The sequence below is a fragment of the Kribbella voronezhensis genome (genome assembly GCF_004365175.1).
In the GTDB taxonomy this organism is placed as follows: Bacteria; Actinomycetota; Actinomycetes; order Propionibacteriales; family Kribbellaceae; genus Kribbella; species Kribbella voronezhensis.
The window spans coordinates 1001472-1026473 of sequence record NZ_SOCE01000001.1; the positions used below are offsets into that span (position 1 = coordinate 1001472).

General features: G+C 67.6%; 21 protein-coding genes. 9 read left to right on the top strand and 12 right to left on the bottom strand.

Going from position 1 to position 25002, the window contains the following annotated elements:
• Positions 1 to 27: 27 nt before the first annotated feature.
• Positions 28 to 1512 carry a lysyl oxidase family protein gene (locus tag EV138_RS04360; protein WP_238157952.1) on the bottom strand — a complete coding sequence of 495 codons (1485 nt, stop codon included), beginning with the start codon at positions 1510 to 1512 and terminating at the stop codon, positions 28 to 30.
• 283 nt (positions 1513 to 1795) lie between these two features.
• Here EV138_RS04360 and EV138_RS04365 point away from each other — a divergent pair, with 283 nt between their 5' ends.
• Together EV138_RS04365 and EV138_RS04370 are read left to right on the top strand one after the other, a co-directional pair.
• A complete protein-coding gene (locus EV138_RS04365; protein ID WP_133977148.1) occupies positions 1796 to 3916 on the top strand; it encodes a fibronectin type III domain-containing protein in 2121 nt (706 codons plus the stop codon).
• Between the two features lie 69 nt (positions 3917 to 3985).
• A complete protein-coding gene (locus tag EV138_RS04370; RefSeq protein ID WP_133977149.1) occupies positions 3986 to 4735 on the top strand; it encodes a DUF427 domain-containing protein in 750 nt (249 codons plus the stop codon).
• Here EV138_RS04370 and EV138_RS04375 read toward each other — a convergent pair.
• Positions 4724 to 5497 (bottom strand): SDR family oxidoreductase, encoded by a 774-nt coding sequence (locus EV138_RS04375; protein WP_133977150.1) that lies wholly within the window; start codon positions 5495 to 5497, stop codon positions 4724 to 4726. The two genes, EV138_RS04370 and EV138_RS04375, sit on opposite strands and share 12 nt — an antisense overlap.
• Positions 5497 to 5877 (bottom strand): winged helix-turn-helix transcriptional regulator, encoded by a 381-nt coding sequence (locus tag EV138_RS04380; protein ID WP_133977151.1) that lies wholly within the window; start codon positions 5875 to 5877, stop codon positions 5497 to 5499. Before EV138_RS04380 ends, EV138_RS04375 begins: the two co-directional genes overlap by 1 nt.
• Before the next feature lie 90 nt (positions 5878 to 5967).
• On the opposite strand from EV138_RS04380, the gene EV138_RS04385 reads away from it, so the two are divergent.
• The 3 genes from EV138_RS04385 (at position 5968) to EV138_RS04395 (ending at position 9647) form a co-directional block, all read left to right on the top strand.
• Positions 5968 to 6879: a zinc-binding dehydrogenase gene (locus EV138_RS04385; RefSeq protein WP_202866613.1), complete on the top strand. Its 912-nt coding sequence runs from the start codon at positions 5968 to 5970 to the stop codon at positions 6877 to 6879.
• Entirely contained in the window at positions 6876 to 7283 is a 408-nt protein-coding gene (locus EV138_RS04390; RefSeq protein ID WP_133977152.1) for a nuclear transport factor 2 family protein, read from the top strand. The genes EV138_RS04385 and EV138_RS04390 overlap by 4 nt, the downstream gene beginning before the upstream one ends.
• 156 nt (positions 7284 to 7439) lie before the next feature.
• Positions 7440 to 9647 (top strand): bifunctional SulP family inorganic anion transporter/carbonic anhydrase, encoded by a 2208-nt coding sequence (locus EV138_RS04395; protein ID WP_238157953.1) that lies wholly within the window; start codon positions 7440 to 7442, stop codon positions 9645 to 9647.
• Here the strand turns inward: EV138_RS04395 and EV138_RS04400 are convergent.
• From EV138_RS04400 to EV138_RS04410, 3 genes are all read right to left on the bottom strand, one after another.
• Complete coding sequence (locus EV138_RS04400) at positions 9590 to 10489, bottom strand: phosphatase PAP2 family protein (protein WP_133977154.1); 900 nt, start codon at positions 10487 to 10489, stop codon at positions 9590 to 9592. The two genes, EV138_RS04395 and EV138_RS04400, sit on opposite strands and share 58 nt — an antisense overlap.
• 655 nt (positions 10490 to 11144) lie before the next feature.
• Positions 11145 to 12074, bottom strand: a complete 930-nt coding sequence (locus EV138_RS04405) for a neutral zinc metallopeptidase (protein WP_166678483.1) — start codon at positions 12072 to 12074, stop codon at positions 11145 to 11147.
• Between the two features lie 58 nt (positions 12075 to 12132).
• A complete protein-coding gene (locus EV138_RS04410) occupies positions 12133 to 14283 on the bottom strand; it encodes a S41 family peptidase (protein WP_133977156.1) in 2151 nt (716 codons plus the stop codon).
• A 134-nt stretch (positions 14284 to 14417) separates the two neighbouring features.
• On the opposite strand from EV138_RS04410, the gene EV138_RS04415 reads away from it, so the two are divergent.
• Positions 14418 to 15581 carry a hypothetical protein gene (locus tag EV138_RS04415; RefSeq protein ID WP_133977157.1) on the top strand — a complete coding sequence of 388 codons (1164 nt, stop codon included), beginning with the start codon at positions 14418 to 14420 and terminating at the stop codon, positions 15579 to 15581.
• A 593-nt stretch (positions 15582 to 16174) separates the two neighbouring features.
• Positions 16175 to 16879, top strand: coding sequence for a M50 family metallopeptidase (locus EV138_RS04420; protein WP_133977158.1), 705 nt, complete (start codon positions 16175 to 16177; stop codon positions 16877 to 16879).
• A gap of 42 nt (positions 16880 to 16921) precedes the next feature.
• Here EV138_RS04420 and EV138_RS04425 read toward each other — a convergent pair whose 3' ends face one another.
• Positions 16922 to 18448: a phospholipase C gene (locus EV138_RS04425; RefSeq protein WP_133977159.1), complete on the bottom strand. Its 1527-nt coding sequence runs from the start codon at positions 18446 to 18448 to the stop codon at positions 16922 to 16924.
• 88 nt (positions 18449 to 18536) lie between these two features.
• The gene (locus tag EV138_RS04430; protein ID WP_133977160.1) at positions 18537 to 19568 is read right to left on the bottom strand and encodes an aldo/keto reductase; all 1032 of its coding nucleotides are present in this window, start codon (positions 19566 to 19568) and stop codon (positions 18537 to 18539) included.
• Positions 19569 to 19698: 130 nt separating this feature from the next.
• On the opposite strand from EV138_RS04430, the gene EV138_RS04435 reads away from it, so the two are divergent.
• On the top strand, positions 19699 to 20199 hold the full coding sequence (locus tag EV138_RS04435; protein WP_133977161.1) for a mycothiol transferase: 501 nt from the start codon (positions 19699 to 19701) through the stop codon (positions 20197 to 20199).
• A 28-nt stretch (positions 20200 to 20227) separates the two neighbouring features.
• Here the strand turns inward: EV138_RS04435 and EV138_RS04440 are convergent, their stop codons facing one another.
• The 4 genes from EV138_RS04440 to EV138_RS04455 are packed head-to-tail and all read right to left on the bottom strand — an operon-like array spanning position 20228 to position 24292.
• Positions 20228 to 21376, bottom strand: coding sequence for a hypothetical protein (locus tag EV138_RS04440; RefSeq protein WP_133977162.1), 1149 nt, complete (start codon positions 21374 to 21376; stop codon positions 20228 to 20230).
• A gap of 46 nt (positions 21377 to 21422) precedes the next feature.
• Positions 21423 to 22289: an exodeoxyribonuclease III gene (locus EV138_RS04445; RefSeq protein ID WP_133977163.1), complete on the bottom strand. Its 867-nt coding sequence runs from the start codon at positions 22287 to 22289 to the stop codon at positions 21423 to 21425.
• 10 nt (positions 22290 to 22299) lie between these two features.
• Positions 22300 to 23247: an aldo/keto reductase gene (locus EV138_RS04450; protein WP_133977164.1), complete on the bottom strand. Its 948-nt coding sequence runs from the start codon at positions 23245 to 23247 to the stop codon at positions 22300 to 22302.
• A gap of 1 nt (position 23248) precedes the next feature.
• A complete protein-coding gene (locus EV138_RS04455) occupies positions 23249 to 24292 on the bottom strand; it encodes a glycoside hydrolase family 113 protein (RefSeq protein WP_202866614.1) in 1044 nt (347 codons plus the stop codon).
• A gap of 46 nt (positions 24293 to 24338) precedes the next feature.
• Here EV138_RS04455 and EV138_RS04460 point away from each other — a divergent pair, with 46 nt between their 5' ends.
• A complete protein-coding gene (locus tag EV138_RS04460; RefSeq protein ID WP_133977165.1) occupies positions 24339 to 24950 on the top strand; it encodes a TetR/AcrR family transcriptional regulator in 612 nt (203 codons plus the stop codon).
• The last annotated feature ends 52 nt before the right edge of the window (positions 24951 to 25002 follow it).

Genomic DNA, 25002 nt, shown 5'->3' on the forward strand with positions numbered 1-25002 from the left:
CCCCCAGGTGCCTGCCGGCGACGGGGATCAGGGAGCGTCGACCAACTGGACCGGCGGGACCTTGACGGTGCGGTGGTGCGGGGTGCCGCCCAGGATGACCTTGCGCAGCGACACGTTGTTCTTGGTGTTGGACTCGAACAGGCGGTTCTCGGGGTTGGCGACCACCTGCACGTAGTACGTGCCGTTCTTCAGGTCGGTCACGTCGAACGACTGGCCCGGGAGCGACTGGACGTAGGTGTCACCGGAGCCGACGTCGAGGACCTCGCGGACCGACAGCGACCCGTGGTTGCCGCACGCGGTGTGCAGGTCGGTGTTCTGCGGGTGCCACTCGGCGTTCTTGACCGTGTAGTCGATCGAGTCGGTCGCGGCCAGGCAGAAGGCTTCCTTCTGGCTGCGGACGACCTCGGTCTGGTTGCTCGACAGCAGGCTGTAGCGGGCGAAGTCGGTGAAGTGCCAGTGACTGTGGCCTTCGCGGGCGTCCCACTCCATCGTCCCGGTGTTCTGGTAGCCGACCTGCTTGCCGTTGGCGTCGTAGAAGTACTGGTACGCGTCCATCAGGTCCTTGCCCTGCTGACGGAAGCCGTCGAGGACCAGCTTGGACGGACCGGCGTTCCACACGTTCGCGGCGAACGACAGGTAGTCGCGCTGGGCACTCGGGCCTTCGTCGCCGGGGGCAACAGTGATCTGCCAGGCCGGCAGCGGACGCAGGTCCGGCTTCGGGCCCTTCGGCACACTCGCCTTGCCGGTCGGCCGCTTGGCGTTCGGGGTCAGCGCGGCGCTCTTCGCCTTGGCGGCGCCGGGCTCGAGCGACTGGGCGACCTTCGACTTGCAGCCCCGGACAGCGCCGTGGCCCGGGTCGCAGCCCTGCTCGTCCTGAACAGTGACGTTGAGCGTGACGGCGGAGTCCGCCGTACCGAGCTTGAAGTAGTCGCGGTACTGCTTGTTGATGCTGATCTTGGCGGTGTACTTGCCTACCGGCAGGTCGGCCGGGGCCTCTTCGTCGTAGTAGTTGTAGGTGTTCGCCGACCAACCGGCCTGCAGCCCCCAGACCGCGCCGAGCGTGAACGGGTTCGCACTGCATTCCGACGGGTACGGCGAGGTGTCGGGCGCGTCCGGCCGGGTCCGGGAACCCTCGCCGTTGAGGCAGAAGGCCTGATCGCGATCGAGCACCTTCTTGCCGGTCGCGTCGGTCAGCGTGACGTGCAGGAACTTGCCGAGACCGGACCAGTCGGTGACCGAGCCCTTCGGCAACGAGACGGGATACCCGCCGACGTACTGCTTGGCGACGATCGGGTCGCCGTACGACTTGCGGGTGGCGCGGATCTCGATCGGCTTCTGGCCGGCGACCACGTGCGTCCCGAAGTCCATCACCACGCCGTAGTCCGGGATCCGGTCCAGCGTGACATCCTTGCTTCCGGCAACTAGTTTCAGCGCCGGAGTCGCGGCGGTTCCGGCGGTTGCCTTGTCCGGACCGGACACTGCGGCGCCGGCGGCACCGGCGGCTGCCGCCACCAGCGCGGCAGCGCCCGCGACCGCAATCGCGGTACGGCCGAATTTCCTTGAAGTGTTGATGGTCTACCCCTCCCAGACGAGCAGGCCCGCCTCCCGGGCCATGCCTCATTTACACGGGGTATGACGGAGGCCGGTGGTCGCTATGTTGATGACAGTTGTGTCGCAGTTGGATCACAGCACTACGCACAGTTACCGACGCCTGTTACTTGACGTTGTAAATTAAGCGGCCCTAGGCTCGGCTCCGTCCCGGTCCCCCTCGATTTCGGACGCGACGGAGGAACACATGTCAGTCCGCCCTGATGCCGCCCCGCAAACCCCGCCCGTACGCCGAACCCGCAGCCGCCGTCGTACCGGCGTCATCGCCCTCGCAGCTACCGCCCTGGTATCGGCAGCCGCGATCGCGCCGGCCGGTGCCGCAGTCCCCGACGCCACCATCCCGGCCACCGGCGTTCCCGCCACCAAGACGCCCGTACCAGCCACCTATCCACAGGTCGCGGCCAAGCCGTACATGGGGTGGAGCAGTTGGAGTCTCCAGTCCACCAACTATCCCGGCGTGAACCCGGACGGCCCCGGCAGCTTCATCAGCGAGAAGAACATCCTCACCCAGGCGCACGCGCTGGCCACCAAGCTGAAGCCGTACGGCTACGAGTACGTCAACGTGGACGCCGGCTGGCAGCTCGGCGGTGACGAGTACGGCCGCCCGGTCGCCAATCCCGCCCGCTTCCCGCGCGGGATGAAGGCGCTCGGCGACGACATCCACCAGCTCGGCCTGAAGTTCGGCATCTACACGGTCGTCGGGCTCGGCTTCGACGTCTACCGTGACGGCACCACGCCGATCTACGACGCGCCCGGCTGCTTCACCCGCGACATCGTCTACCCCGACCTGCGCACGACGAACGGCTGGGACCAGGCGTACAAGATCAACTACGCCAGCCCCTGCGCGCAGAAGTACGCCGACTCGATCGCGAAGACCTTCGCGAGCTGGGGTGTGGACTTCATCAAGATGGACGGCGTCGGCCCCGGTTCCTGGAAGGGCGCTCCGGACGACCCGAACCACAACAACACCGAGGACGTGGAGTCCTGGTGGCGCGCGGTGCAGAACGCCGGCCGCCCGATGCAGTACACGTTGTCGTGGTCCCTCAGCCATCGCTACGCGGACAGCTGGAAGGCCAACTCGAACGGCTGGCGGATCGACACCGACGTCGAGTGTTACTGCGACACGATCGTCCGCTGGACCGGCTCGGTGGTGCAGCGCTGGTGGGACGTTGCGCAATGGGTCGACGACGCCGGACCGGGACACTGGAACAACCTCGACGCGCTGAACGTGGGCGTCGGCGCGATGGACGGCGTCAACGAGACCGAGCGGCAGACGTACATGACGTTCTGGGCAATCAACTCGGCGCCGTTGTTCGCCGGTGACGACCTGACCAAGCTCGACGCGTACGGGCTCAAACTGCTCACGAAACGCGAGGTGATCGCGATCGACCAGGCCGGCGTCCCGGCCCGGCCGCTGAATCAGAACCAGTTGCAGCAGACGTGGTACGCCAAGAACGCCGACGGCAGCGTCACGGTCGGCCTGTTCAACCTCGCGGACAGTCCTGCCACCGTGACCGGACGGTTCGACGAGCTAGGCATCACCGGCAAGGCCAAGGTGCGTGACATCTGGGCCGCCACCAACAGCAACAACGTCAGCGCCCAGGTCGGCGCCCAGCTTCCGGCGCACGGATCGAAGCTGTACAAGATCTATCCGAACAACCTCGGCTCCGTTTCCAAGCCGGCCAACGTCAAGGCGACCGACGTCAGCCGGACCACGGTGACCTTGAATTGGCGGCCGAGCACCGGCGCGACGGCGTACAAGGTCTTCGCGAACGGCAAGCAGGTCGCGACGAGTTCGGCGACGAGTGTCGTGGTGACCGGGTTGCTTCCGCAGACGCAGTACACGTTCGAGGTCAAGGGCGTCGACGGCGGCAGGTCGTCCGAGGCGAGCGCGCCGGTGACGATGCTGACCGCGAAGTCGGGTGGGCCGACCCGGTACGAGGCGGAGGCATCGACGAGCACGCTGACCGGCAACGCCAGCGCCAATGGGTGCACCCTGTGCTCGGGTGGCCAGAAGATCGGCAACATCGGCTACGACGCCTCGGTGACGCTGAACGGCATCACGGTGCCGACGACCGGGATGTACCTGGTGAAGATCGCCTACACCGACGGCGACACCAGCCGGCAGAGCATGCTGACGGTCAACGACGCGGACACCTACTGGGTGAACTACCACGGTCTGGGCGACAACGACTGGGGTACGCCGCAGGTGGTCTACCTGCCGGTCAAACTCCAGGCGGGCTCCAACTCGATCAAGGTGAGCAACCCGAACGGCTACATCGCCGACATCGACTGGATCACCGTCTGACGGTTACGTCCGGAGAACCGAGGTCCTTGACCCTCGGTTCTCCGGACATTGCCCGCTTATGGTGGGCAGATGAGCGGATACCCCGAAGTAGTTGGGCGGATCGATCACCTCGAACCGGTGCCGCGGCGGATCCGCGCGACGCTCGGCGGCCAGGTCGTCCTCGACACCCTCGAAGCGAAGTACCTCTGGGAGTTCCCGCCCTACCCCCAGTACTACGTGCCGCTGGCGGACGTGGCGGACGGCGTACTGGTCGATACGGGTGAGACAGAGCAGCACCATCGGGGCAAGGCCCGGGTGCACACGGCCGGGAACGGGCAGGCGCGCGTGTACGACGACGGGGTGGCCGCCGGGTTGGTGCGGTTCGACTGGGACGCGATGGACAGCTGGTTCGAGGAAGAGGAAGAGGTCTTCGTCCATCCGCGCGACCCGTACAGCCGGTGCGACGCGATCAAGTCGTCGCGGTCGGTCAAGGTGGAGCGGGACGGGTTGGTGCTCGCCGAGTCGTCCTCGACGGTGATCGTCTTCGAGACCGGGTTGCCGCCGCGGTACTACTTCCCCCGGCTCGCGGTGAACTTCGAGCACCTCACGCCCAGCGAGACGAGGACGGCCTGCCCGTACAAGGGGCGCACGACCGGGTACTGGTCAGTGGGCAAGCACCCCGATCTCGCCTGGTGCTACGACTTCCCGACGGCACCGCTGTTGCCCATCGCCGGCCTGATCGCGTTCTTCAACGAGCGGGTCGATCTGACCATCGACGGCGCAGCGGTGCCGCGCCCGCGAACGGCCTTCTCCGGTGGGATCCCACCGTCAGATGGCTGACGTGCTGCCGCCGTCCATGGTGATGACGGAACCGGTGACGTAGCTCGCGCGGGGTGACGCGAGGAAGGTCGCGACGTCGGCGACCTCCTCCGGTTCGCCGGCGCGACCCATCGGGATGCTCTGGACCATCTCGGCGAGCAATTCCTCCTTGGGGCGGCCGGTCGAACGAACGGCAGCCTCGAGGCCCTCGTCGACGCGACCGGTCAGCGTCATCCCGGGGTTGATCACGTTCACCCGGACGCCGCGGCCGGCGTACGCCTTCGCGTAGCCGACGGACGCCAGCATCAGCGCCGCGTTCGCCGCGCCACCGCCGATGTGCAGTTCGTTGGCCTGCCGCCCACCCTGGCCGACCACGTTCACGATCGCGCCGTTGCCACGCTCGGCCATCCCGCGGATCACCGCGTCGATCGCGTGCATGTAGGTGAAGTACTTCGCTTCCATCGCCGCGTGCAGGGTCTGGCTGCTCAGCTCGTCGACCGGCGTCCGCCGGGCCGCGCCGGCACTGTTGATCAGGATGTCGACCGCCCCGATCCGCTCGAACACCGCCTTGGCCGCGTCGGCGTCCGTGAGGTCGACCGCCTCGACCTGGATCTTGAGTCCTTTGGCGGCCAGCTGGTCCTGAGCCGCAGCGAGGTTCTCCGGGCTGCGGGAGATGGCGACGACGCTCGCGCCCTCCCAGGCCAGCGCCTCGGCACACGCCAGCCCGATCCCCTTGCTCGCTCCGGTGACGACAGCGGTCCGGCCGGTCAGTTGCAGATCCACTAGTGCCCCTCGTCGAATTCGTTGCGTGCAGCAACGATCTCGTCCATGTGTGTGTAGGCCCAGGTACGCATCGTGGCGACCGCAGCACTCAGGCTCACGCCCAGCGGCGTCAGCGTATACGTGACGGTGACCGGCACAGTAGGAACTACGTCACGCCGTACGACGCCGTCGCGCTCGAGGTGGCGCAGGGTCTGGGTGAGCATCTTCTGGGTGATCCCCTCGATCGCCGCCTTCAGCTCGCCCGAGCGCAGCGTGCCCCGGCTCTCCAGCGTGCTGATCACCAGCATCGTCCAGGTGTCACCGATCCGGCCGAGGACCTGCCGCGTCGGGCAGGCGCCCTTGGTGGCGTCCCATCTGCCGCTGACCTGGTCGGTATCCATTTGGTGCCTTTAGCAGTAGAAAGTGCCGTCTTCCACGGCCCGATACATGGCCCGTAGCTTCGTTGCCGAGTCTAGTGAAGGAGGAGTTCGGTGCACGCAGTGGTGCCGGTAGGACCTGGGAAGGTCTCGTTCGCCGAAGTGGACGAGGTGTCGCCCAGGTCCGGGGAGGTGATGATCGAGGTCGCCGCGTTCTCGGTCAATCGAGGCGAGACGTTCCAGTTGGAGACGGATCGACCCGGGTGGCGGCCGGGCAAGGACGTTGCCGGGGTGGTGATCCGGACGACCGCGGACGGACCTGCCGTCGGCACGCGGGTCGTCGCGCATCTACCGCACTCGGGCTGGGCCGAGCGTGCCGTAGTACGGGCGCAGCAGGTCGCAGTACTGCCTGATGCTGTCTCGTTCGAGCAGGCCGCTGCGTTGCCGCTGGCTGGGTTGACCGCGCTCCGGCTCCTTCGTACGGCGGGAAACGTCGTCGGCCGGCGGATCCTGCTGACCGGTGCGTCCGGCGGCGTCGGCCACTACTTCACCGAACTGGCGGGCGGCGCCGAGATCACCGCCGTCGTCTCGTCGCCCGAGCGCGGCGCCCGCCTCCTGGAACTCGGCGCGGAGGCTCTCGCGTACGACGTGAGCGATGCGCGCGGACCCTTCGATCTCGTGCTGGAGTCGGTCGGTGGCAGCAGCCTGCCGGTCGCACTCTCGAAGCTGCGGGCAGGTGGGACGCTGATCTGGTTCGGCCAGGCGAGCCGGCAGGCGCCGCGGATCGACTTCTTCGACTTCTTCGCCGGGCCCGAGGCGGCTTCGATCAAGCACTTCCACTACGCCTCCGAGCCCGCGGACGGGCCCGATCTGGCGACCCTCGTGCGACTGGTCGCGACCGGCCGGCTGCACCCTGAGCTCAGGCGGATCGCGGACTGGTCGGAGACCGACCTGGTACTCGACGAACTTCGCGACCGGCGGATCCGTGGCAACGCAGTACTGACCATCAGGAAGGACCAACGATGAACGACCCGAAGACCGTGGTGACCCGGTACGTCGAGGCGGTGGCGACGGGAGATCTGCCGACCATCGAGGCCAGCTTCGCCCCCGAGGTCGAATGGACGTATCCGGGAGACCTGCCCTTGTCCGGTACGTGGCGTGGGCGGGACGTGGTGATCAACGACTTCCTGGGGGCGGCCGCGGGCAAGTTGTTCGCCGCTGACCAGCCGGTGGTGATCAAGCTGGTCAACATCCTTGCCGACGGCGACCAGGTGTTCGCCGAGTGGACAGCTCAGGCGACGGCGCTGTCCGGTGCGACGTACGACAACCGGTGCGGCGGCGTCTTCACCGTTCGCGACGGCCGGATCGTTGCCGTCCGGGAGTACCTCGACACCGACCACGCCCGACGGGTGTTGTTCGGCGCCGAATAGGTGCATAAGGCAACCATCAAAGAAGTGGCAGGCAACGAACTGGAATTGGCGCTCGTGCGGGCTTGATCCGGTCAGTACTATCAGTAGTCAGATCGACACCCTTTGTTTCGACGTTCAGATGCCGTTAGCACCGACGCCGGAGGACCCGTGCCGACCATGACCACTTCCGAATCCCCTGCCCACTCGCCGCCCGAGCGCGTCTCGTGGCACCTCATTCTTCGTCACGACCTACCGGCCTCGCTGGTGGTCTTCCTGATCGCGATCCCGCTCTCACTGGGGATCGCCGCCGCTTCCGGAGCCCCGCTGATCGCGGGACTGGTGGCCGCCGTCGTCGGCGGGGTTGTCGCCGGCACCTTCGGCGGATCTCCCTTGCAGGTCAGCGGTCCCGCGGCCGGCCTCACCGTTGTCGTCGCCGGACTGGTCGCCGAGTTCGGCTGGGCCGCCACCGCGGCCATCACCTGCGCGGCCGGCGTCCTGCAGATTCTGCTGGGCATCACCCGGATCGGCCGGCTCGCACTGTCGTTGTCCCCCGCTGTCGTGCACGGCATGCTGGCGGGCATCGGTATCACGATCGCGGTCCAGCAGTTGCACGTGGTGCTCGGCGGCCGGGCGCAGAGTTCGCTGATCGCCAACCTGGCCGGGCTTCCGGCACAACTGGTGGCGCATCATCCTGGCGCGGTACTGGTCGGCGTACTGACCGTGCTGCTGCTGTTGCTCTGGCCAAGGTTGCCGAAGGCAAGGATCGTTCCTGCGCCATTGGTCGCGGTCGTCGTCGTCACCGCGGTGGCCGCGGTGTTCAAGGTCGACGTCACCCGGGTCGAGCTGCCGAACGCGCCGCTGCAGGAGTTGATCGTCCCTGTGCTCCCCGATGGTGGCGCGGTGAAGATCGCCACCGCAGTGCTGACGGTTGCGCTGGTCGCGAGCGTCGAGTCGTTGCTCTCGGCCGTTGCCGTCGACAAGCTTCATCGGGGCAGGCGCAGCAATCTCGATCGCGAGCTGATCGGTCAGGGCATGGCGAACGCGGTCTCCGGCGCTCTCGGCGGGATGCCGGTCACCGGCGTCATCGTGCGCAGTTCGACGAACGTCGCGGCCGGAGCGCGCACCCGGGCGTCGGCGGTCATGCACGGTGTCTGGATCGCGGTGTTCGTGCTCGCGGCCGGCGCGATGCTGGAGCTCATCCCGATGGCCGCGCTGGCCGGCGTACTGCTCGTCACCGGTCTTCGGCTCGTCCAGCTCGCCCACATCCGCACGCTGCTACGCCACGACGAACTACTCGTGTACGTCGTGACCGCGGCCGGGGTGGCCGTCCTCGGATTGGCCGAGGGAGTGCTCGCCGGGCTCGCATTGGCCCTTGCGCGCGTGCTCTTCCGACTGGCCCGGGCCACCGTCACCGCGACCGAAGAGGACGGTGTGTGGGTCGTGCGAATCCACGGCACGCTCGTCTTCGTCGGAGTGGCCTCGCTCGTTCGCACGTTGCGGACGATCCCGGTCGGCGTGCCCGTCCGGGTGGAGCTCCAGGTCGACCACCTCGACCACGCGGCGTACGAGGCGATCGAGGACTGGCGGCGTGGGCACCTCGCCCGCGGCGGTTCGGTCGAGCTCAACCGGGCCGCGTTCCGGGCCGCGCTGCACGGCGAGTCGGCGCGACCGCGCTGGTTGCACCCGTGGCAGCACGGACAGCTGGTGCTCGAGCCGGATCAGCGGATCTCGATGCTGGACGGCATCCGTGAGTTCGAGGCGTCGGCGGACCCGATCCGGCCGATGCTGGCGAAACTCGCCGCGGACGGGCAACGTCCGACCCAGCTGTTCATCACCTGCGCCGACTCGCGGATCGTGCCGAACCTGATCACCACGACCGGACCGGGCGACCAGTTCTGCGTGCGGAACGTGGGCAACCTCGTCCCGCCGTACGGGTCGACCAGCACGTCCGTCGCGGCGACCATCGAGTACGCCGTCGAAGTGCTCGGCGTCGCCTCGATCGTGGTCTGCGGTCACTCCCACTGCGGCGCGGCGGCGGCCGCGCTCGACGGCGTACCGGACGAAGGGTCCGCGCTGAAGAACTGGCTCCGCCACCTGGAAGCCTCCGTACGCCGGTCCGCTCACGTCCCCGACATCGCCGATCCGGTCACCGGGGTCAAGCTGTCGGCGGCCGACAAGTTGTCCGTCACCAACGTGGCGGTGCAACTGGAGAACCTGCGGAGCTTCGACTGCGTCCAGCGGGCCGAGAACGAGGGCCGGCTGGAGCTGGTCGGGCTCTGGTTCGACATCGGCGCGGCCGCGGCGCGGCTGGTGCTCGACCGCGAGCCCTACCTGGTCCGTGCGGACGAGGAGCTCGCCACGGCCACCACCCCGGCCGACTCCTGATCCGACGTCCCGAGCAGGGCGGGTGCGCTGTCCCGGCGTACCCGCCCTCTTCGCCTGAATTGTTTCGGCCGAAAGAGGATGAGCAGGGGTACGGCGAGCGCGATCGCGACGAGGCCGTCCGAGAAGTAGTGATTCGCCGTCACCACGACCACGGTGAAGGTGAGCACCGGATGCGCGATCCACAGCCATCGCCACCGGGAGCGGGTGGCACGAATCATGAAGACGGCCACCATCAACGACCAGCCGACGTGCAGACTCGGCATCGCGGCGAACTGGTTGGCCAGACCGCTCTGCGCGTCCGGACCGTACACCGATTGCCCGAGCAGGGCGCCGGTATCGACCCATCCCGGCATCATCCGCGGCGGCGCCAGCGGGAAGACGAGGTGCCCGACCAAGGCGAGTCCGGTCAGCGCCGCCAGCGCCCAGCGAGCCTTCGGGTAGTGCGCGGGGCGGCGGATCATCAACCACAGCAGCACGAGCGCGGTCAACGGGAAGTGAACGAACTCGTAGTACCGGTTGGCGCCTTGCGCAAGGTCCGGGATGGGCAAGGCAACTCGCTGCAAGCCCGCCTCGCTCGGAAGACCAAGCTGTGTCTGGAGGTGGATCAGCGTGTGAGCATGGACGAACGCTTCATCTGCGTGCCCCATGGAGAGATAGCGACCGAGGTTGTAGGCACCGAACAGGAATGCCACGAAGAGCACTTCGCGAAGGATGCGCAAGAGCTTGGCTTGCGGTGCGTCCCGGGGACACGGCACCAACCGCAGATGCCTTCGATCTTCGTCCGGCGGCTTGTCCGCCCGCACGGACGCGCGCTCGACCTGTTCCAGTTGAACTTGTGCCATCCCTGGCCCCCTCCAAGAAACCGAATGCTCGTTCTCTATAGACCTACTGTTCCGCCGAATCGCATCGGCTCGCAAGAACGGTTCTTCGTTTCACCTTGTGATCCCGCCCACGCGCCGTCCTTCCAAATTATCGCAACATAGTGATAGTTGCGAAGGATATGAACAGAGTCACAGTCTCGGTTGGCGGAGGCGAAGGAGTTCGTCAGCGCACGCGTCAGCCGCCACCATCGGTGGGAGGCGAGCGCCAGCAATAGCACCCGCACCGCGCTGCACCGCGCTGCACCGGTACCGGCACCGGCACCGGCCCCACGGCAACCCACACTGCGAGCACCCACGGCACCTCACGCCTTTCAGCCGCGACGCAGGACCGGCGTCTCCGGGACGGCGGGTCGCGTAGCCGACGCAGGAGCGGCGCCCCGGGGCGGGCGGGTCGAGCAGCCGACGCAGGAGGCGCGAAGCGGGTCGTCGTACGAGGGCACGAAGCCGGTCGTCGGTCCTCAGCAGCCTGTACCGCGACCACTTACGGCACCCGCGCCTTTCAGCCGCGACGAAGGAGCGGCGCCCCCGGGGCGGGCGGGTCAAGCAGCCGACGCAGGAGGCGCGAAGCGGGTCGTCGTACGAGGGGCGGAGTGGGTCGTCGTACGGGGGTTGGGGGTTAGGCGACGAGTGGGGTGGGGGCGGTGAAGGTGTTGCAGGCTTTGGGGTTGGCTGTGTCGTAGCCGGTGAGGCTCCAGTTGGCGGCGTTCTCGGTGCTGCCGTGGTCGCGCTTGGGGTCGATGAAGTTGCGGACGAGGGCTTGCCAGTCGGTCAGGTCCTGGTTGCCCAGCAGGTAGGTGTCCTGGTCGGCGCCGAGGGAGACACCGCTCAGGCAGTTCGCCTGGAGTTCGATGCGTCGGCTGCCCTGGAGCGAGAGGTCGACGCCACTGAGCGGCAGTTGCCACTGGTATTCGGCCCTGAGGATCCCGGTCAGCGCCTGGATGTGATGCCCGTACTCGTGGTCGAGCAGAAACGTGAGATAGGCCAACGTCTCGCCCTGGTTGTAGCGCCAGCCATCGAGGAAGGCGGTCGCGTCGACGTAGATCGTGTCGCCGCAGTAGTACGCGTCGCTGTCGTCCGTGTCGCAGGGTGACGACGGTGATTTGCCCTTCACCACGACCAGTTTCGGCGGCTTGAAGGTGAACCCGGCTTTGCGAATCACGGGCGCCCAGGCCCGGTTCAGACAGCCCAAAAGCTCAGTCTGGAAGGCTCGGACGTTGGCGACCGAGGTCGGCTCCTGCTCCGGCTGAGTGCACCCCGTGGCCGGCAGTTTGCCGACCCGGTAGAGCGGGTTCTTGGTCAGCTGCGCGGGTTGCGGCGGCGCCGCTGCGACGTCGTCGGCTGTAGGGTCCGCGGACGACGGCGTAGTACTGGGCAGGGCAGCGCGGGCCTTGGCAGCTTCCGACGCCTCGGCCGCTGCGGCGGATGCTTGTGGGTCGGCCTGTGCGAGCTGATGGCGGTCCCAACTGATCGCACCCACCGCGATGATGCCGAAGGCAAGTAATGCGGCGCCGCCGGCGATCAACTTCCGCCCCCGTGTCCGGTTCACCCGCAGACCATAGCCCGCAGAGGCGGCGCCGACCGCCGGCCGACATCAAGCTGCAACCTCAGACGGTGAGGCGTCGTGACGCGACCAGTTCACCTCCGGAGTAGCCGTCGGCGCGAAGGACTTGGCCGGCCTTGACGTCGAGAACGGTCAGGTTGACCGGGTCGGCCGCCAGGTCCTCCGAGCTGATCGGGCGGTCGTCGAGGTAGACGTCGACACGGTCGATGCCGTCGACGTCGAGGCCGACCGTCAACGTAGTACCGGCCAGTGAGACCGTCACCCCGAGGCGCCGGACCGGCATCGCGGTGAGCAAGGCGCCGGCCGCGTCGAGCAGGTCGACGTTGCCTTCGAGCAGGTCCGCGCGGGTCATCTTGTGGGTGGCGTCCGGCCGTACGCCGAGGTCCTCGACCGGAGTACCGGACAATTCGCCGACCCGCAGCGTGCGGCGGATCGCTACCCGCATGTTCGCACCGTTCGGCAGCGCCTCGTACGGCGAAGTAGGGTCCGGTGGCGGGGGCTCGTTCAGCAAGGTGGCGAGCAGCCCGTGGGTCCACACGTTCGCACCACCGGCGCCGGTGTTGTCGTCGACGCCGAGGATCTTGCCGATCTGGTGATCGGCGAAGCCGGCCGCGAAGATGTCGGTCGCGGAGTAGACCCTCGCGTCGGTGACGAGGACGACCGGACCGTAGTACGTCTGGCCGATCTCGTTCGCGCCGTCCTCGGGCGTGATCGGCTTCGCGGCGGAGTACGCCGCACCGGTCTCGGTGGCGAGGTCGAGCGAGTCGAACCACGGGCCGAGGTCGATACCGGCCGGGTTGTCCTTGTGGCGCCGGCACAACCGCAGGTTGAGCGGCGTACTGATGAACTGGACCGGCTCCGGCGAGATGTGCCGCGGCGTCATCGTCTGCAGGGTGAACTCGCTGGCGTAGATGTGCCCGCCGCCGTTGTCGCGGACGTCGACGATCAGCCCGTTCTGCGGCAGCGCCGCCGCGAGCCGGACGAACTCGTCGCGGAACGCGACCGGATCCGTGACACTGAAGGTGAAGATGCGCAGGTGTCCGAAGGTGCCGTGCGCGGTGACGACCTCGCGGGCCCGGAAGACGCCCGGCATCGTGGTCGCCAGATCCGCGCCGCCGACCGCGACCGGCTCGGTGAGCTCGGCCGACGTCTGGCCTTGTTCGAGGTCGACCACCTCACGAACGTAGAGGGCCTTCTTGGCTCGCGCCTTCTCGTCGGAGTCGAGGTCGAGGCCCATCGACGCCGACGCCGGCGTGACCGCGTCCAGGTTCGTCATCGGCGGCAGGTTGGTGGTCACCTTCCATTGCTCGCGCAGTTCCTGGGCGGAACCGTCGAGACCGACGTAGCTCAAGGTGACCCAGTCCTCGTCCGGCGGTGCCTGGATCACCAGCGGGCGCAGGGTCAGGGATTCCAGGCCGCGGGCGAGGTTCGCGGCGTCGTTGCTGCCTGCGAACTGGGCTCCGTTCAGCGCGACGGCCCGCGCGATCGGCGTACCGTTCCAGTGCGTCACCTCGGCACCCGGGCCGAACTGCGGAGCGCTGTAACCGGTGACGATATTGGTGATCAGGTAGTGCTCGCCGGTCGTGTCGTAGCACTTCTCGATCATGAACGGCAGGTAGGCGATCTTGCCGGCGAACGGCGCCGGCAGCAGGTAGTTGGTGTGCAGGTCGCGGACCGAATGGAAGATGCTGGACATCTCGCGGTGGAAGATCCATTCGGCTTCCATCGACTCTGCGGTACGGCGTTCCATCCGGGCGCGCATGACGCGGAGCCGCTGCAGCGGATTCACGGCGTGCATCGCGACCTTCTCCGGCAGGTGCACGTAGTTCTGCTCGAGCAGGAGTAGCGCCTGGTCGACCAGCAGTTTTCGCTGGTCGAGCGTCAAGGTTCCTGCCGACGCGAGAAACTGCGGCAGCGGAACGGTCGAGGCCTGCTCTGCCGGCGCGGCGGTCTTCTTTGCTGCGGCGGCATTCTTTGCGGCGGCGGCATTCTTTGCAGCGGCGGCATTCTTTGCAGCGGTCTTGTTTGCAGCCGTGTTCTTTGAAGCGGTCTTCTTCGCGACAGTCTTGTTTGCCGCAGTGGTCTTCGCGGCCGTCTTCTTTGCTGTCGCCGTCGTCTTCTTGGCTGCGGTCTTCTTGGCTGCGGTCTTCTTCGCTGTCGTCTTCTTGGCAGCGGACTTGCGTGGTCCTGGCATGACTCCCCCAAAAATGCAGCCCCTCCCCTGGGCCGCGATGCCACTACCGTCCGTCGCGGCCTGGGCGATGTCAACGGCTCGGCACGCGGTTGTCCGGATGGCCAACACCTCGGCGGTCAACAACGATCGAGTGCATGCGGATCACACGTTCATTGATGACGGCCGCCCTGTTGATCGGCCTCTGCCAAGTACCGACGGCGCACGCTGTTGCGTCCTTCCCGCGCATCGACGCGTCCGGCTTCCAACTGGTCTCGGGCGACACGTTCGCGACGTACGGCGACCGGGTCACGGCACTCGAACAGAAACCCGGGCTCACCCCGGTAGGCGTCACCGAAGTACTGGCTGCCGCCAATCGGACCGGGCGCCCCCTGTGCCATTCGACGTACCTGACGGCCGCTCTGGATCCGAAGGGGTTCTGCTGGCAGGACGGGGAGGACGACGACGAGAACGTGTGGATCCCGCAGGGCGTCACCGGTTCGGGCGACGCGGGTGGCGGGCGTCGCGTGGTGGCGGCGACTTGGCACAACGCGAACGACACCGCGATCCGGGTGTCGTTCGTCGACCTCACGACGTACAAGTACCGGCATGTTCTGCTCGTCGAACCGACCTCCGACGGCAACTTCACCGCGATCGCCGGACACGGGCACGGCATGTTCTGGTCCGGCAACAAACTTGTGGTCGCGACGAGCGGTTCCGTACTGCGTGTCTTCGACCTCTCCCACATCTGGCGGACCGACACGTCGACCGGCGAGGTCGGCTTAGGTGCCGACGGCAAGTACCACGCGCTCTGGCACGCGTTCGCGCTGCCGCAGATCGGCGCCTACTGGTACGCCGGTGGTGGGTGCGCCAACAGCACCGGCTCCAAACCCTGTTTCGCGAGCCTCGGCATCGACCACTCCGGCACCGGTTCCTTCGTCGCCGCCGAACACACGACGCGAGGCGGCGGCCGAATCGTCCGCTGGCCGCTGGACGAAGCCGCCAGCCTACCTCGCGCCGTCGATGGCGTGGTGCAAGCGGTCGAGGCTTTCGATTCGCCGGTGTGGGGGATGCAGGGGGCGGTGTCCTATGAGGGGAAGTTCGTGATCACGGGGGTATGTCCGGAGTACGCGGACAACATCGGCGACGGCGTCGACTATCCGAGCTGCTTACACCGAGGGATCGGCGGCAGCTCCACGTCGGTTTGGACGAAGGCGCCCCGAAACACGGAGAACCTCTCCTACTGGCCGGCCACGAAAGAACTATGGCTCCTGAGCGAACAACTCCGAGAACGGGTGGTCGCCCACATACCTTGGAGCTGACCTGGTAGGTAGATCGGAGCGACGCAACTGGTTGGGCGAGTCGGTCGAACGAGCGACAGAATCGATGCCGCAGGAGGACGCGAGAGCGGGATGACTGTGCTTGCGGCTGGCTCAAGGACGCAGGAGTACGCGCAGCGGGTCGCCGTACACGGTCCACCGGAACGAACCCCGCGACACCTACGCATTTGATGAGCCGCGACGAAGGAGCGGCGAACTCGGTTGAGTAGGGGACGCAGGAGCCGCGCACCCGGCACACCCGCCACCGTTCCTCATCGGACCGCCTACATTCGAGCCGCGACGAAGGAGCGGCGACCTGGGGTGGGTGGGTCGAGCGGCCGACGAAGGAGGACGCGAAGCGGGCCGTCGTACCAGCAACCCAGCAGCACTCCCCTCGGCCCCGCACGCTTTTACCGAGCCGCGACGAAGGAGCGGCGAGCCGGTCCACCACAGCACCGTTACTCATCACACCCGCCTGCATTCGAGCCGCGACGAAGGAGCGGCGGCCAGGGGTGGGTGGGTCGAGCGGCCGACGAAGGAGGACGCGAAGCGGGTCGTCGTACGAGGGTTGACCGGAGGGCTGGAAGGATGGGGTGATGAGTGAGGTTTGGAACAACATCACCTCGGCGCAGCCTGCGGTGTCGGTGCGGGTGGTGGTTGCTACCGGCGTGGTCGCGTTGGCGTTGATCGCGTGGCGCCCGGTGTGGCGGCATACGCGGCAGGTGGTGACGATCGCGCATGAGGGTGCTCACGGCCTCGTCGCGCTCGTTGTCGGGCGCAAGCTCGCCGGGATCAGACTGCACTCGGACACCTCCGGCGTCACCGTTTCGCGCGGCCGACCGACCGGACCAGGCATGATCGCGGTCCTGTTGGCCGGTTACCCCGGACCCGCGTTGTTCGGACTGGCGGCTGCGTTCGCCCTGAGCCGCGGGTACGCCGTGGCGTTGCTCTGGGGCCTCCTGCTCGCGCTGGTGATTCTCCTGCTGCAGATCCGGAACCTCTTCGGACTCTGGTCGGTAGTTGCCTTCGGCGCCGTGGTGTTCGCGGTGTCCTGGTGGGGTTCGCCGTCGGTGCAGTCCGCGTTCGCTCACCTGCTCACGTGGTTCCTGCTGCTCTCGGCGCCCCGGGCTGTGCTCGAGTTGCAGCATTCCCGGCGCGGTGGTGGCGGCCGTAGTTCCGATGCGGACCAGTTGCGTCGACTGACCGGCGTACCGGCGTTGCTCTGGGTCGGCGCGTTCGGCGTGGTGACGCTCGCGTGCTTGGCGCTCGGCGTCATCTGGTCCGGCCTGCTTCCCAGCTGACCCCGGTGGCACCGGGTCCATGCCCGGTGCCACCGAAGTAGGTCAGTGCTTGGTCGGCTGACCGGTCGACGGGTCCAGCCGGAGAGTGGCGTGCGACCGGTGGCGGAAGTCGAACAGGTTGTTCAAACTGCCGGCTTTCTCGTCGAAGGAGTAGTTCCCGATCCGGCCGAGGTGCCAGTTGTCCTCGACGAAGCGCAGGACCGAGGTCTGGTCGGTGGTGGAGTGGTCGACGAAGTTCTGCTTCGCGTACTGCGAAACGACCAGCAAGGGCAGCCGGGGTCCGTACCCGCAGCGGTCCTGGTAGCCGCCGGCGATCCGCGCCGGGTTGGTGCCGCAGTTCTTGCCGTCGGTGAGGGCGTCGTGGGCCGGGTCGTTCGACTGGTTCACGACCGGGCCGACCTGGTGGTCGTACCAGCCGTCGCTGTCGTCGTAGGCAATGACGACGGCCGTGTTCTTCCAGTCCTTGGACTTCTGCAGCTTGTTGATCGTGTCGACCACGAACTGCTGCTCGTCGAGTGGCGTGGAGTAGCCGGCGTGGCCGTCCTGGTACGCGGCCGCCTTCAGGTAGCTGACCGCCGGCATGTTGCCGTGGTTCACCGCGGCCCAGAAGTCGGTCAGGTCGTACTGGTGGTTCGCCGGGCCGTTGTGCCCGATCTCCTTCACCGAGGCGGGGCGTACGTGCTGCAGGTTGGCCGTGCTCGCGTAGTACTGGAACGGCTCGTGGTGCGGGATGTAGTCCTTGCTGACAACGCCACCGACGTCAGTGTGGCTGGCGTTGCAGTCGGCGAAGCCGCCCTGGAACCAGCCCCAGCTGACGCCCTTGGCGTTCAGCAGGTCGCCGATGTTCTTGTTCTTGGGGTCGACCGACGCGGAGCTGTCCCGGGTGTTGCACTTGTCCCCGGCCGGCTGCGGGTCGCCGATCATCGTGCCGGTGGCGGCCGGTACGGCGTCGGCGTCGGCGCTGAAGCCGTGCGTCTGACCGGAGACCAGGTTGATCGCGCCCGGCGTCGAGGGACCGTAGACGGTGCCGTACGAGTTGTCGCTCATGGCGAACCGCTGCGCGTAGTTCCAGAGTCCGGTGACGGTGTTGCCGTCGTAGTACCCCATCACGAGGCCCATGCCGTGGCCGTAGTCCGCGCAGGTGCCGGCTCCCCGGCCGACCGTCTCGACGACCTTGTCCATCAGGCCGGAGTGCACGGCCTTCTGCTCGTCGGCGTAGTTGTGGTCCTGGTCGCAGGTCTGCGCCTGGTCGCGGCCGAGCCGGAACGGCTGGACCGAGTTCGGGTTGTTGGGGGCAAGCAGTGGGGCGTTCAGCCCGTTGACGCTCGGCGTGTCCGGTGCGGCGGTGAAGCGCGGCTCGCCGGCTGGGTTGGCCGCCGTCGGGTAGGTCGCGAAGTAGTGATCGAACGACACGTTCTCCTGGAAGATCACGACCAGATGTTTGATCGGTGTCGCCGTCCGCACGCTCTGGTCATGGCCGAGCGCCACCGCCGGGACGGCGGCTCCGAGCAGGACGAGCGACCCCAGAGCGGCCACGAGCGGGATCCGGCGGGTACTCCTGACAGACATGACTTTCTCCTTCGAAACCGTTCGACTGCGGTTTGATGGTCTTGAAAGACCATCGGAAAGTAACACCGCCGGGTTGACGGCGCGAGACTCAGCCGCGGCCGCCTTCGATCGGGCGATCCCGCTGCGCCAGGCCTGGACCGCCGTACGGGTAGTCCGCCGCACCCGGATCGCTTGCCTCGTCCAGCGCCGCCCGCTCCTCGTCGGTGAGGTGCAGGTCGGCCGCGGCGAGGTTGTCGTCCAGCTGCTCCGTCGTCCGGGCGCCGAGGATCACCGAGGTGACCGCCGGCCGGTCCACCAGCCAGGCCAGCGCGACCTGCGCCATCGAGATGCCGCGCGCCTCCGCGATCCGGCGGACGGCGTCGACGACGTCGCGGACCCGCTGGTTCTTGCTCCGCCGGTGCCACGACTCGACACCACGGTTCGGATCCTCACCGAGCCGCGTCGCGCCGGTCGGCTCCTCGTCGAACGAGTACTTGCCGGTCAGCCAGCCGCCGCCGAGCGGCGACCACGGCAGCAGGCCGAGCTTGTTCTCGATCGCCGCCGGCACGATCTCCCACTCGATCTCGCGGACCAGCAGGTTGTACTGCGGTTGCAGCGTCACCAGCGGTAACCAGCCCTGCCGGTCGATCAGGTCGCAGGCTTTCTGCAGCTGCCAGCCGGTGAAGTTCGACAGTCCGCCGTACCCGATCTTGCCGGCCCGGACCGCGTCCTCGAGGAAGCTGAGTGTTTCCTGCAACGGCGTGACCGGGTCCCACGCGTGCAGCTGGTAGAGGTCGATGTGGTCGACACCGAGTCGGGTCAGCGACGCGTCCAGGGCACGCCGCAGATGACGACGCGACGTACCGACATCGTTGGGTGTGTCACCGGTCGGGAACCGGCCCTTGGTCGCCAGTACGACGGTGTTGCGCGCGGAGCTCGTCGCCAGCCAGCGGCCGATGATCTTCTCCGAGGCGCCGGCCGAGTACACGTCGGCCGTGTCGATCAGGATGCCGCCGACCTCGACGTACCGGTCGAGCTGTTCGTGCGCGTCCGCCTCGTCGGTTTCGTTGCCGAACGTCATCGTGCCCAGCGCGTACGTCGACACGACGGTGCCGCTGTTGCCCAGAGTGCGGTATTCCACAGCTTCCTCCCAAGAGGTCGGGACAGAGGACCGGTTGCCACCCTAGACCGCCTTCACACCCGGCGACCGAGAACTGTCCACAGGCCGCGCTACGGTGGTTTCCGATCGCCTGACGCGAAGGAGAAGAAGCGTGAACACCAGCGAACTGCTGCTCGATGCGTACGGCCGGATCCAGGAAGTCGTGCGCGACCTGCTCGACGGACTGGACGACAAGACTCTGAGTACCCGGCCTCAAGACAGCGGCAACTCGATCGCCTGGCTGGTCTGGCATCTGACCCGGATCCAGGACGATCACCTGGCCGATGCCGGCGGCTACGAGCAGGTCTACACCGCCGACGGCTGGCACGAGCGGCTCGGCCTGCCGTTCGACGCGTCCGACACCGGCTACGGGCACTCCGCCGACCAGGTCGCGGCCGTCCAACTGTCGGCCGACCAACTCACCGGGTACTACGACGCCGTGCACGCCCGCTCGGTCGAATACCTGAAGACGCTGACGGACGAGGATCTCGACCGCGTCGTCGACAAGAGGTGGAAGCCACCGGTCACGCTCGGCGTGCGACTGGTGAGCGTTCTGTCCGACGACCTGCAGCACGCCGGCCAGGCGGCGTACGTCCGTGGGCTGCTGAGCTGATGCCGTGGGCAACTGATGCCGTGGGCAACTAATGGAGTGCCGCGACCTCGGCCCGCCATAACGTGAGCGGGCCGCCGACCGGGCCTGACAGCAGGTAAAGGGCGCCGGCGACCAGCACTGTCTGCGCGACTTGCTCAGTCGGCCCGGTCACGTCGCGGACGGTCCATTGGTTGTCGTCGCCGATCAGGACCTTCACCTTGCCACCGTCGGCGGCGAGTTGGATCAGCTTGCCGCCCGACTCGACCGCCGAGGGCACCCGGTCCTTGTCACCGACCGCGACCTGCGGCACGCCCTGGTACCGCGTGGCTTGGTCGCCCTCGATCTTCCACATCGCGAGCTTGCCATCGACGTACCCCGAGGCAAGGCAGGTCGTTGTGGTGCAAGTGATCGCCCGCACCTCGCTGCGGGTGCCGGCTTCGGGCAGCTCGAGCCGCGACCAGCCCTGGTTGAGCCGGGTCGAACGCCACAGTGCGGCGTGCTGTTCGACCAGGTTCGGCCCGAGTTTGACCTGCGAGCCGCCCAAAACGATGCCGTCGCCGGAGACGGTGCCGGAGGTCGGGCCGACCAGGAGAGCGGCCGTGCTCTGCAACGCCGTACCGGCAACGTTCTGCCGGACCCACTTCTTCTCACCTTCCGGTAGCCAGACCGCCGCGTCGAGACCGGAGACCGCACTCCCCCAGGTGCCGAGCAGCGCGCCCCCGCTCGGCGTCAACACGGCGCCGATGACGCCACCGGCATTCTGACCGCCGAAGGTGTTGAACTCCTGCGGCTTCTCCACCACTCCCGAAGTCGTGCCCGTCCAGACGGTGTAGCGGGTGTTCGAGTGCGCGCCACCGGCGGCTCCGCCCAGCCCGAGGATCGTCGTACCGTCGATCGCCACCGATTGCCAGATCGCCTCGAAGGCGTACGGACTGGTCGGCTTCAGCGGGATCGGCGTCAACGTGCCGTCGTCGGACCGGATCGTCAAGCCAGGAACGACTTTCGCGCCCCGGTGCCGCAGTCCGATCAGCAACTTCTCGCCGTCGGGTGTCAGCGTGACCGGTTCCTCGCGGGCCGGCAGGTCGACCTTCGTCCAGGTCACCGGATCGCTCTCACCAGGACCTTGCGAGTCGGCGGGGTCGCAGGCGCTGACGATCAGGGTCGCTGCCAGCAGCGCCAGCAGAGCTCGGTTCGGCATCCCGACATTATGTGCCGGGCTGATCCGGCCAGCTACCCCGTTTGAGTCAGCGGTTCTGCGGCAACTTCGTGGTGCGCTTGCGAGTCGTGCGAGGAGCCGACGGCGGCGGGACGACCGGTCCGATGTCGCCGTCCGGCGCGGTGTCCAGATCGACGATCACCGGCGCGTGGTCACTGGGCCCCGTGCCCTTGCGGGCCTTGCGATCGACCCACGCCGCCTTGACCCGCTCCGCGACCGGATCGGAGGCGAGGACGAGATCGATCCGCATCCCGAGATCCTGGTGGAACATGCCGGCCCGGTAGTCCCAGTAGCTGAAGACGCGCTCGTCCGGCCACCGATCCCGTACGACGTCGTGCAGCCCCGTCGACATCAGGTCGGCCAGCGCCTGCCGCTCCGGGGCGGTGACGTGCGTCGACCCGACGTACGCCGCCGGATCGAACACGTCCGCGTCGGTCGGCGCGATGTTCATGTCGCCGCAGACGATCGCCTCGGCAGGCCCTGCCGCGACGACCTCCTTCAGCGCAGCGAGCCAGGCGAGCTTGTAGCGGTAGTGGTCGGAGTCCGGCGTCCGCCCGTTCGGCACGTACAGCGAGTGGATGCGGATCCCGCCACACGTCGCGGCGACCGCCCGCGCTTCCGGATTCGGGAACCCGGGCGCACCCGCGACCCCGGTGACCACGTCCTCCAGCCCGACCTTGGAGAGCAGAGCGACGCCGTTCCACTGCACCTCGCCGTACAGCGCGGTTTCGTAGCCGCGGCCGGTCAGCTCCTTGCCGAGCAACGTGGTGAACGCGTCGTCCGCCAGCTTGGTCTCCTGCAGGCACACCACATCGGGCTGCCGCTCGTCGAGCCACTCCAGCAACCGCGGCATCCGCTGCTTGACCGAGTTCACATTCCAGGTAGCTACTCGCACCCGACCTACGTTAGGCGATCACCCGGTGCGGCCGGTACGGCGCTTCGAGGCGAGCCCGTTCGTCAGGCGTCAAGGTGACTCCGACAGCGGCCACGGCGTCCTCGATGTGTCGCGGTTTGGTGGCGCCGACGATCGGAGCGCTCACCCCGTTCGCACCGAGCAGCCAGGCGAGGGCGATCTGAGCGGGTGCGATGCCACGCTCCTTCGCGAGTTCACGGACCGCCGCGACGACCTCGAGATCACCGGCGTCGTACAGGTCGTCGGCGACGGGATCGCTGCCCGAGCGAGCCGTAGTACCGGCTTCTCGTGCCAGCAATCCGCGCGCGAGCGGGCTGTACGGGATCACGCCGACACCCTGGTCGATACAGAGCGGAATCATCTCGCGCTCTTCTTCGCGGTACACCAGGTTGTAGTGGTTCTGCATAGAGACGAAGGGGATCTCCGCGACCCGCTGCGCCTTGGCGAACTGCCAAGCGGCCATGCTCGACGCCCCGAGATACCGAGCCTTCCCAGCCCGTACGACGTCCGCCAGCGCTCCCATCGTTTCCTCGATCGGCGTCTCGTCGTCCCAGCGATGGATCTGGTAGAGGTCGACATAGTCGGTGCCGAGCCGGCGAAGCGAGGCGTCGATCGCGTCGAGGATGTGCTTGCGGGACAGGCCGCGATCGTTCGGCCCCGGCCCGGTCGGGTAGTACACCTTGGTGGCCAGCACGTAGTCCTCGCGACGGGCGAAGAACTTCCGCAACAACCGGCCGGTGAGCTCCTCGCCAGTGCCTTTGGAATACGCATCGGCGGTGTCGAAGAAGGTGATGCCGGCATCGACAGCCTGCCGCACGATCGGCTCGGCGGCGTCTTCTCCCAGGTGCCATTCCCGCGCCCCGCCGGTCCCGAAACTCATCATCCCCAAGCAGATCCGCGAGATTCGCAGCCCGGTCGAGCCAAGTCTGGCGTACTCCATCTCAGTTCCCCATCCGCGCAGCGTTGAGCTCCGCGAGCGCGGAGAACACCCGCTTGTGCCGCCAGTTGGTGCCGTCGGGATTCATCGCCACCAGCCCGTACGCCGCGAGGTCGAGGTCGTGCCTCGGGTCAGCCGGCTGATGCGGCAACTCGTACCCGGCGAAGCTGAACCAGAACGCCGCCGCCAATTCGATCCGGTCGAACTCCTCGACCAACTCGTTGAGATAGCCCACCTGCTCCTCCTCGTCCCGCTCGAACTCACCCGCGATGGCCGGCGGCTGCACCGACCGGTCGACGATCGTCCAGCCGATCCCCCCGCGATCGCCGGCACCCTTGTAGGTGCAGCACCCGAACTCGGTGACCGCGACCGGCTTTCCCCATTTCAGCCGCGCCGCCAGCTCGTCGCCGTACGCCGCCTTGTTCTGCGCGTCCCGGTAGGCATCGATGCCGACGATGTCGTAGAGGCTCCAGTCGACGTCCTCCCACAGGCCGGCGGCGTAGGTGATCCGGCCGCCGAACGCCTCGCGGGCCGCACTGACCAGGCGTTTCTGCACCTCACCCCAGCGAGCAAGGCCGGCCTGCAGTTCGGCCAGCTTGGCCGGGTCGGTCCAGGTGGCCGGATCGGTCATCACGGCGATCCGCTCGCCATTGGTCTCGCCCGGGACGAATCCCTTGCAGAAGATGGAGAGCTCGCAGCCGAGGACCAGGACGACCTCGCGCTCGTGCTGTCGCAACTCTTCGGCGCGGACCGCACAGTCGGTGAGGAAGGCGACGAACTCGTCGGGGGCGAGGTCCATCGGAATCGGCGAGAACCAGAGGTCGAGGCCCGCTTCGAGTGCGGCGGCACCTGCGATCGCGAGGCGGTCGAGGTTGTTGCCGGAGACGCGAACGGCGGGGGCATGGAGCTCGTCCGCGATGATCCTCAGCTCGCGGCGGACCGTGTCCTGGTCGAAGTGGTTGCGGGTGGATCGGCCGTCGAACGACAGCCCGGTGTCGTAGTTCACCCCAAGAGCACGCATGGTCAGCAGGCTAGCAGCCAAACTCATACTCGGTATATTTTTTATCCGGGTATGAGTTCCGTAGGGTGATCTCGTGGATGAGCAGCCGCGGCACGGCCGCCGGGAACGGAAGAAGACCGAGGTGCGGACCCGGATCTCGGACATCGCGACGGCCCTGTTCCTCGAGCGCGGGTTCGACGAGGTGTCGGTGTCCGAGGTCGCGGAGGCGGCGGACGTGGCCCGGCCGACCGTGTTCGCGCATTTCCCGCGCAAGGAGGACCTGGTCTTCGACCGGTACCCCGAGGCGGAAGCCCTGGTCGTGGCCGCGATCACCGACCGGGCCGCCGGTACGTCGGCAAGCTCGGCGCTGGCCGAGTTGCTGGTCTCGCTGGCCTCGCAGAGACATCCGTTGTCGGCGATCCAGGCCGAGTTCGCGCCGTTCTGGCGACTCGTCGCGCAGTCGCGGGCCCTGCAGGCGCGAGCGCGGGAACGACTCGAGCACCTCGAACAAGCGATGGCGCGAGCGATGGCAGACACGGGCGTGTCCGAGCCCGAACTCACCGCGGCACTCGCCGTCGCGGCGTACCGGACCGTCCATCTCGCATCGGTTCAGCGGGTGCTGGCCGGTGAGGATGCGGAGGCGGTCGCCGCCGAGCACCTGGTCCGCGTTCGCAGCGTCCTCGACGGTCTGGCCGACCACCTGTGAATCCATCGAGCGGTCGTAGGGTGGGTCAGTCCACCGGCAGTAGCTGACTGAT

What these genes read in the sequence shown, in the direction of transcription:
- EV138_RS04365 (WP_133977148.1), top strand. Translation starts at nt 1,796, where the DNA reads ATGTCAGTCCGCCCTGATGCCGCCCCGCAAACCCCGCCCGTACGCCGA.
- EV138_RS04370 (WP_133977149.1), top strand. Translation starts at nt 3,986, where the DNA reads ATGAGCGGATACCCCGAAGTAGTTGGGCGGATCGATCACCTCGAACCG.
- EV138_RS04380 (WP_133977151.1), bottom strand. Translation starts at nt 5,877, where the DNA reads ATGGATACCGACCAGGTCAGCGGCAGATGGGACGCCACCAAGGGCGCC.
- EV138_RS04390 (WP_133977152.1), top strand. Translation starts at nt 6,876, where the DNA reads ATGAACGACCCGAAGACCGTGGTGACCCGGTACGTCGAGGCGGTGGCG.
- EV138_RS04395 (WP_238157953.1), top strand. Translation starts at nt 7,440, where the DNA reads ATGACCACTTCCGAATCCCCTGCCCACTCGCCGCCCGAGCGCGTCTCG.
- EV138_RS04400 (WP_133977154.1), bottom strand. Translation starts at nt 10,489, where the DNA reads ATGGCACAAGTTCAACTGGAACAGGTCGAGCGCGCGTCCGTGCGGGCG.
- EV138_RS04410 (WP_133977156.1), bottom strand. Translation starts at nt 14,283, where the DNA reads ATGCCAGGACCACGCAAGTCCGCTGCCAAGAAGACGACAGCGAAGAAG.
- EV138_RS04415 (WP_133977157.1), top strand. Translation starts at nt 14,418, where the DNA reads ATGCGGATCACACGTTCATTGATGACGGCCGCCCTGTTGATCGGCCTC.
- EV138_RS04420 (WP_133977158.1), top strand. Translation starts at nt 16,175, where the DNA reads ATGAGTGAGGTTTGGAACAACATCACCTCGGCGCAGCCTGCGGTGTCG.
- EV138_RS04425 (WP_133977159.1), bottom strand. Translation starts at nt 18,448, where the DNA reads ATGTCTGTCAGGAGTACCCGCCGGATCCCGCTCGTGGCCGCTCTGGGG.
- EV138_RS04440 (WP_133977162.1), bottom strand. Translation starts at nt 21,376, where the DNA reads ATGCCGAACCGAGCTCTGCTGGCGCTGCTGGCAGCGACCCTGATCGTC.
- EV138_RS04450 (WP_133977164.1), bottom strand. Translation starts at nt 23,247, where the DNA reads ATGGAGTACGCCAGACTTGGCTCGACCGGGCTGCGAATCTCGCGGATC.
- EV138_RS04455 (WP_202866614.1), bottom strand. Translation starts at nt 24,292, where the DNA reads ATGAGTTTGGCTGCTAGCCTGCTGACCATGCGTGCTCTTGGGGTGAAC.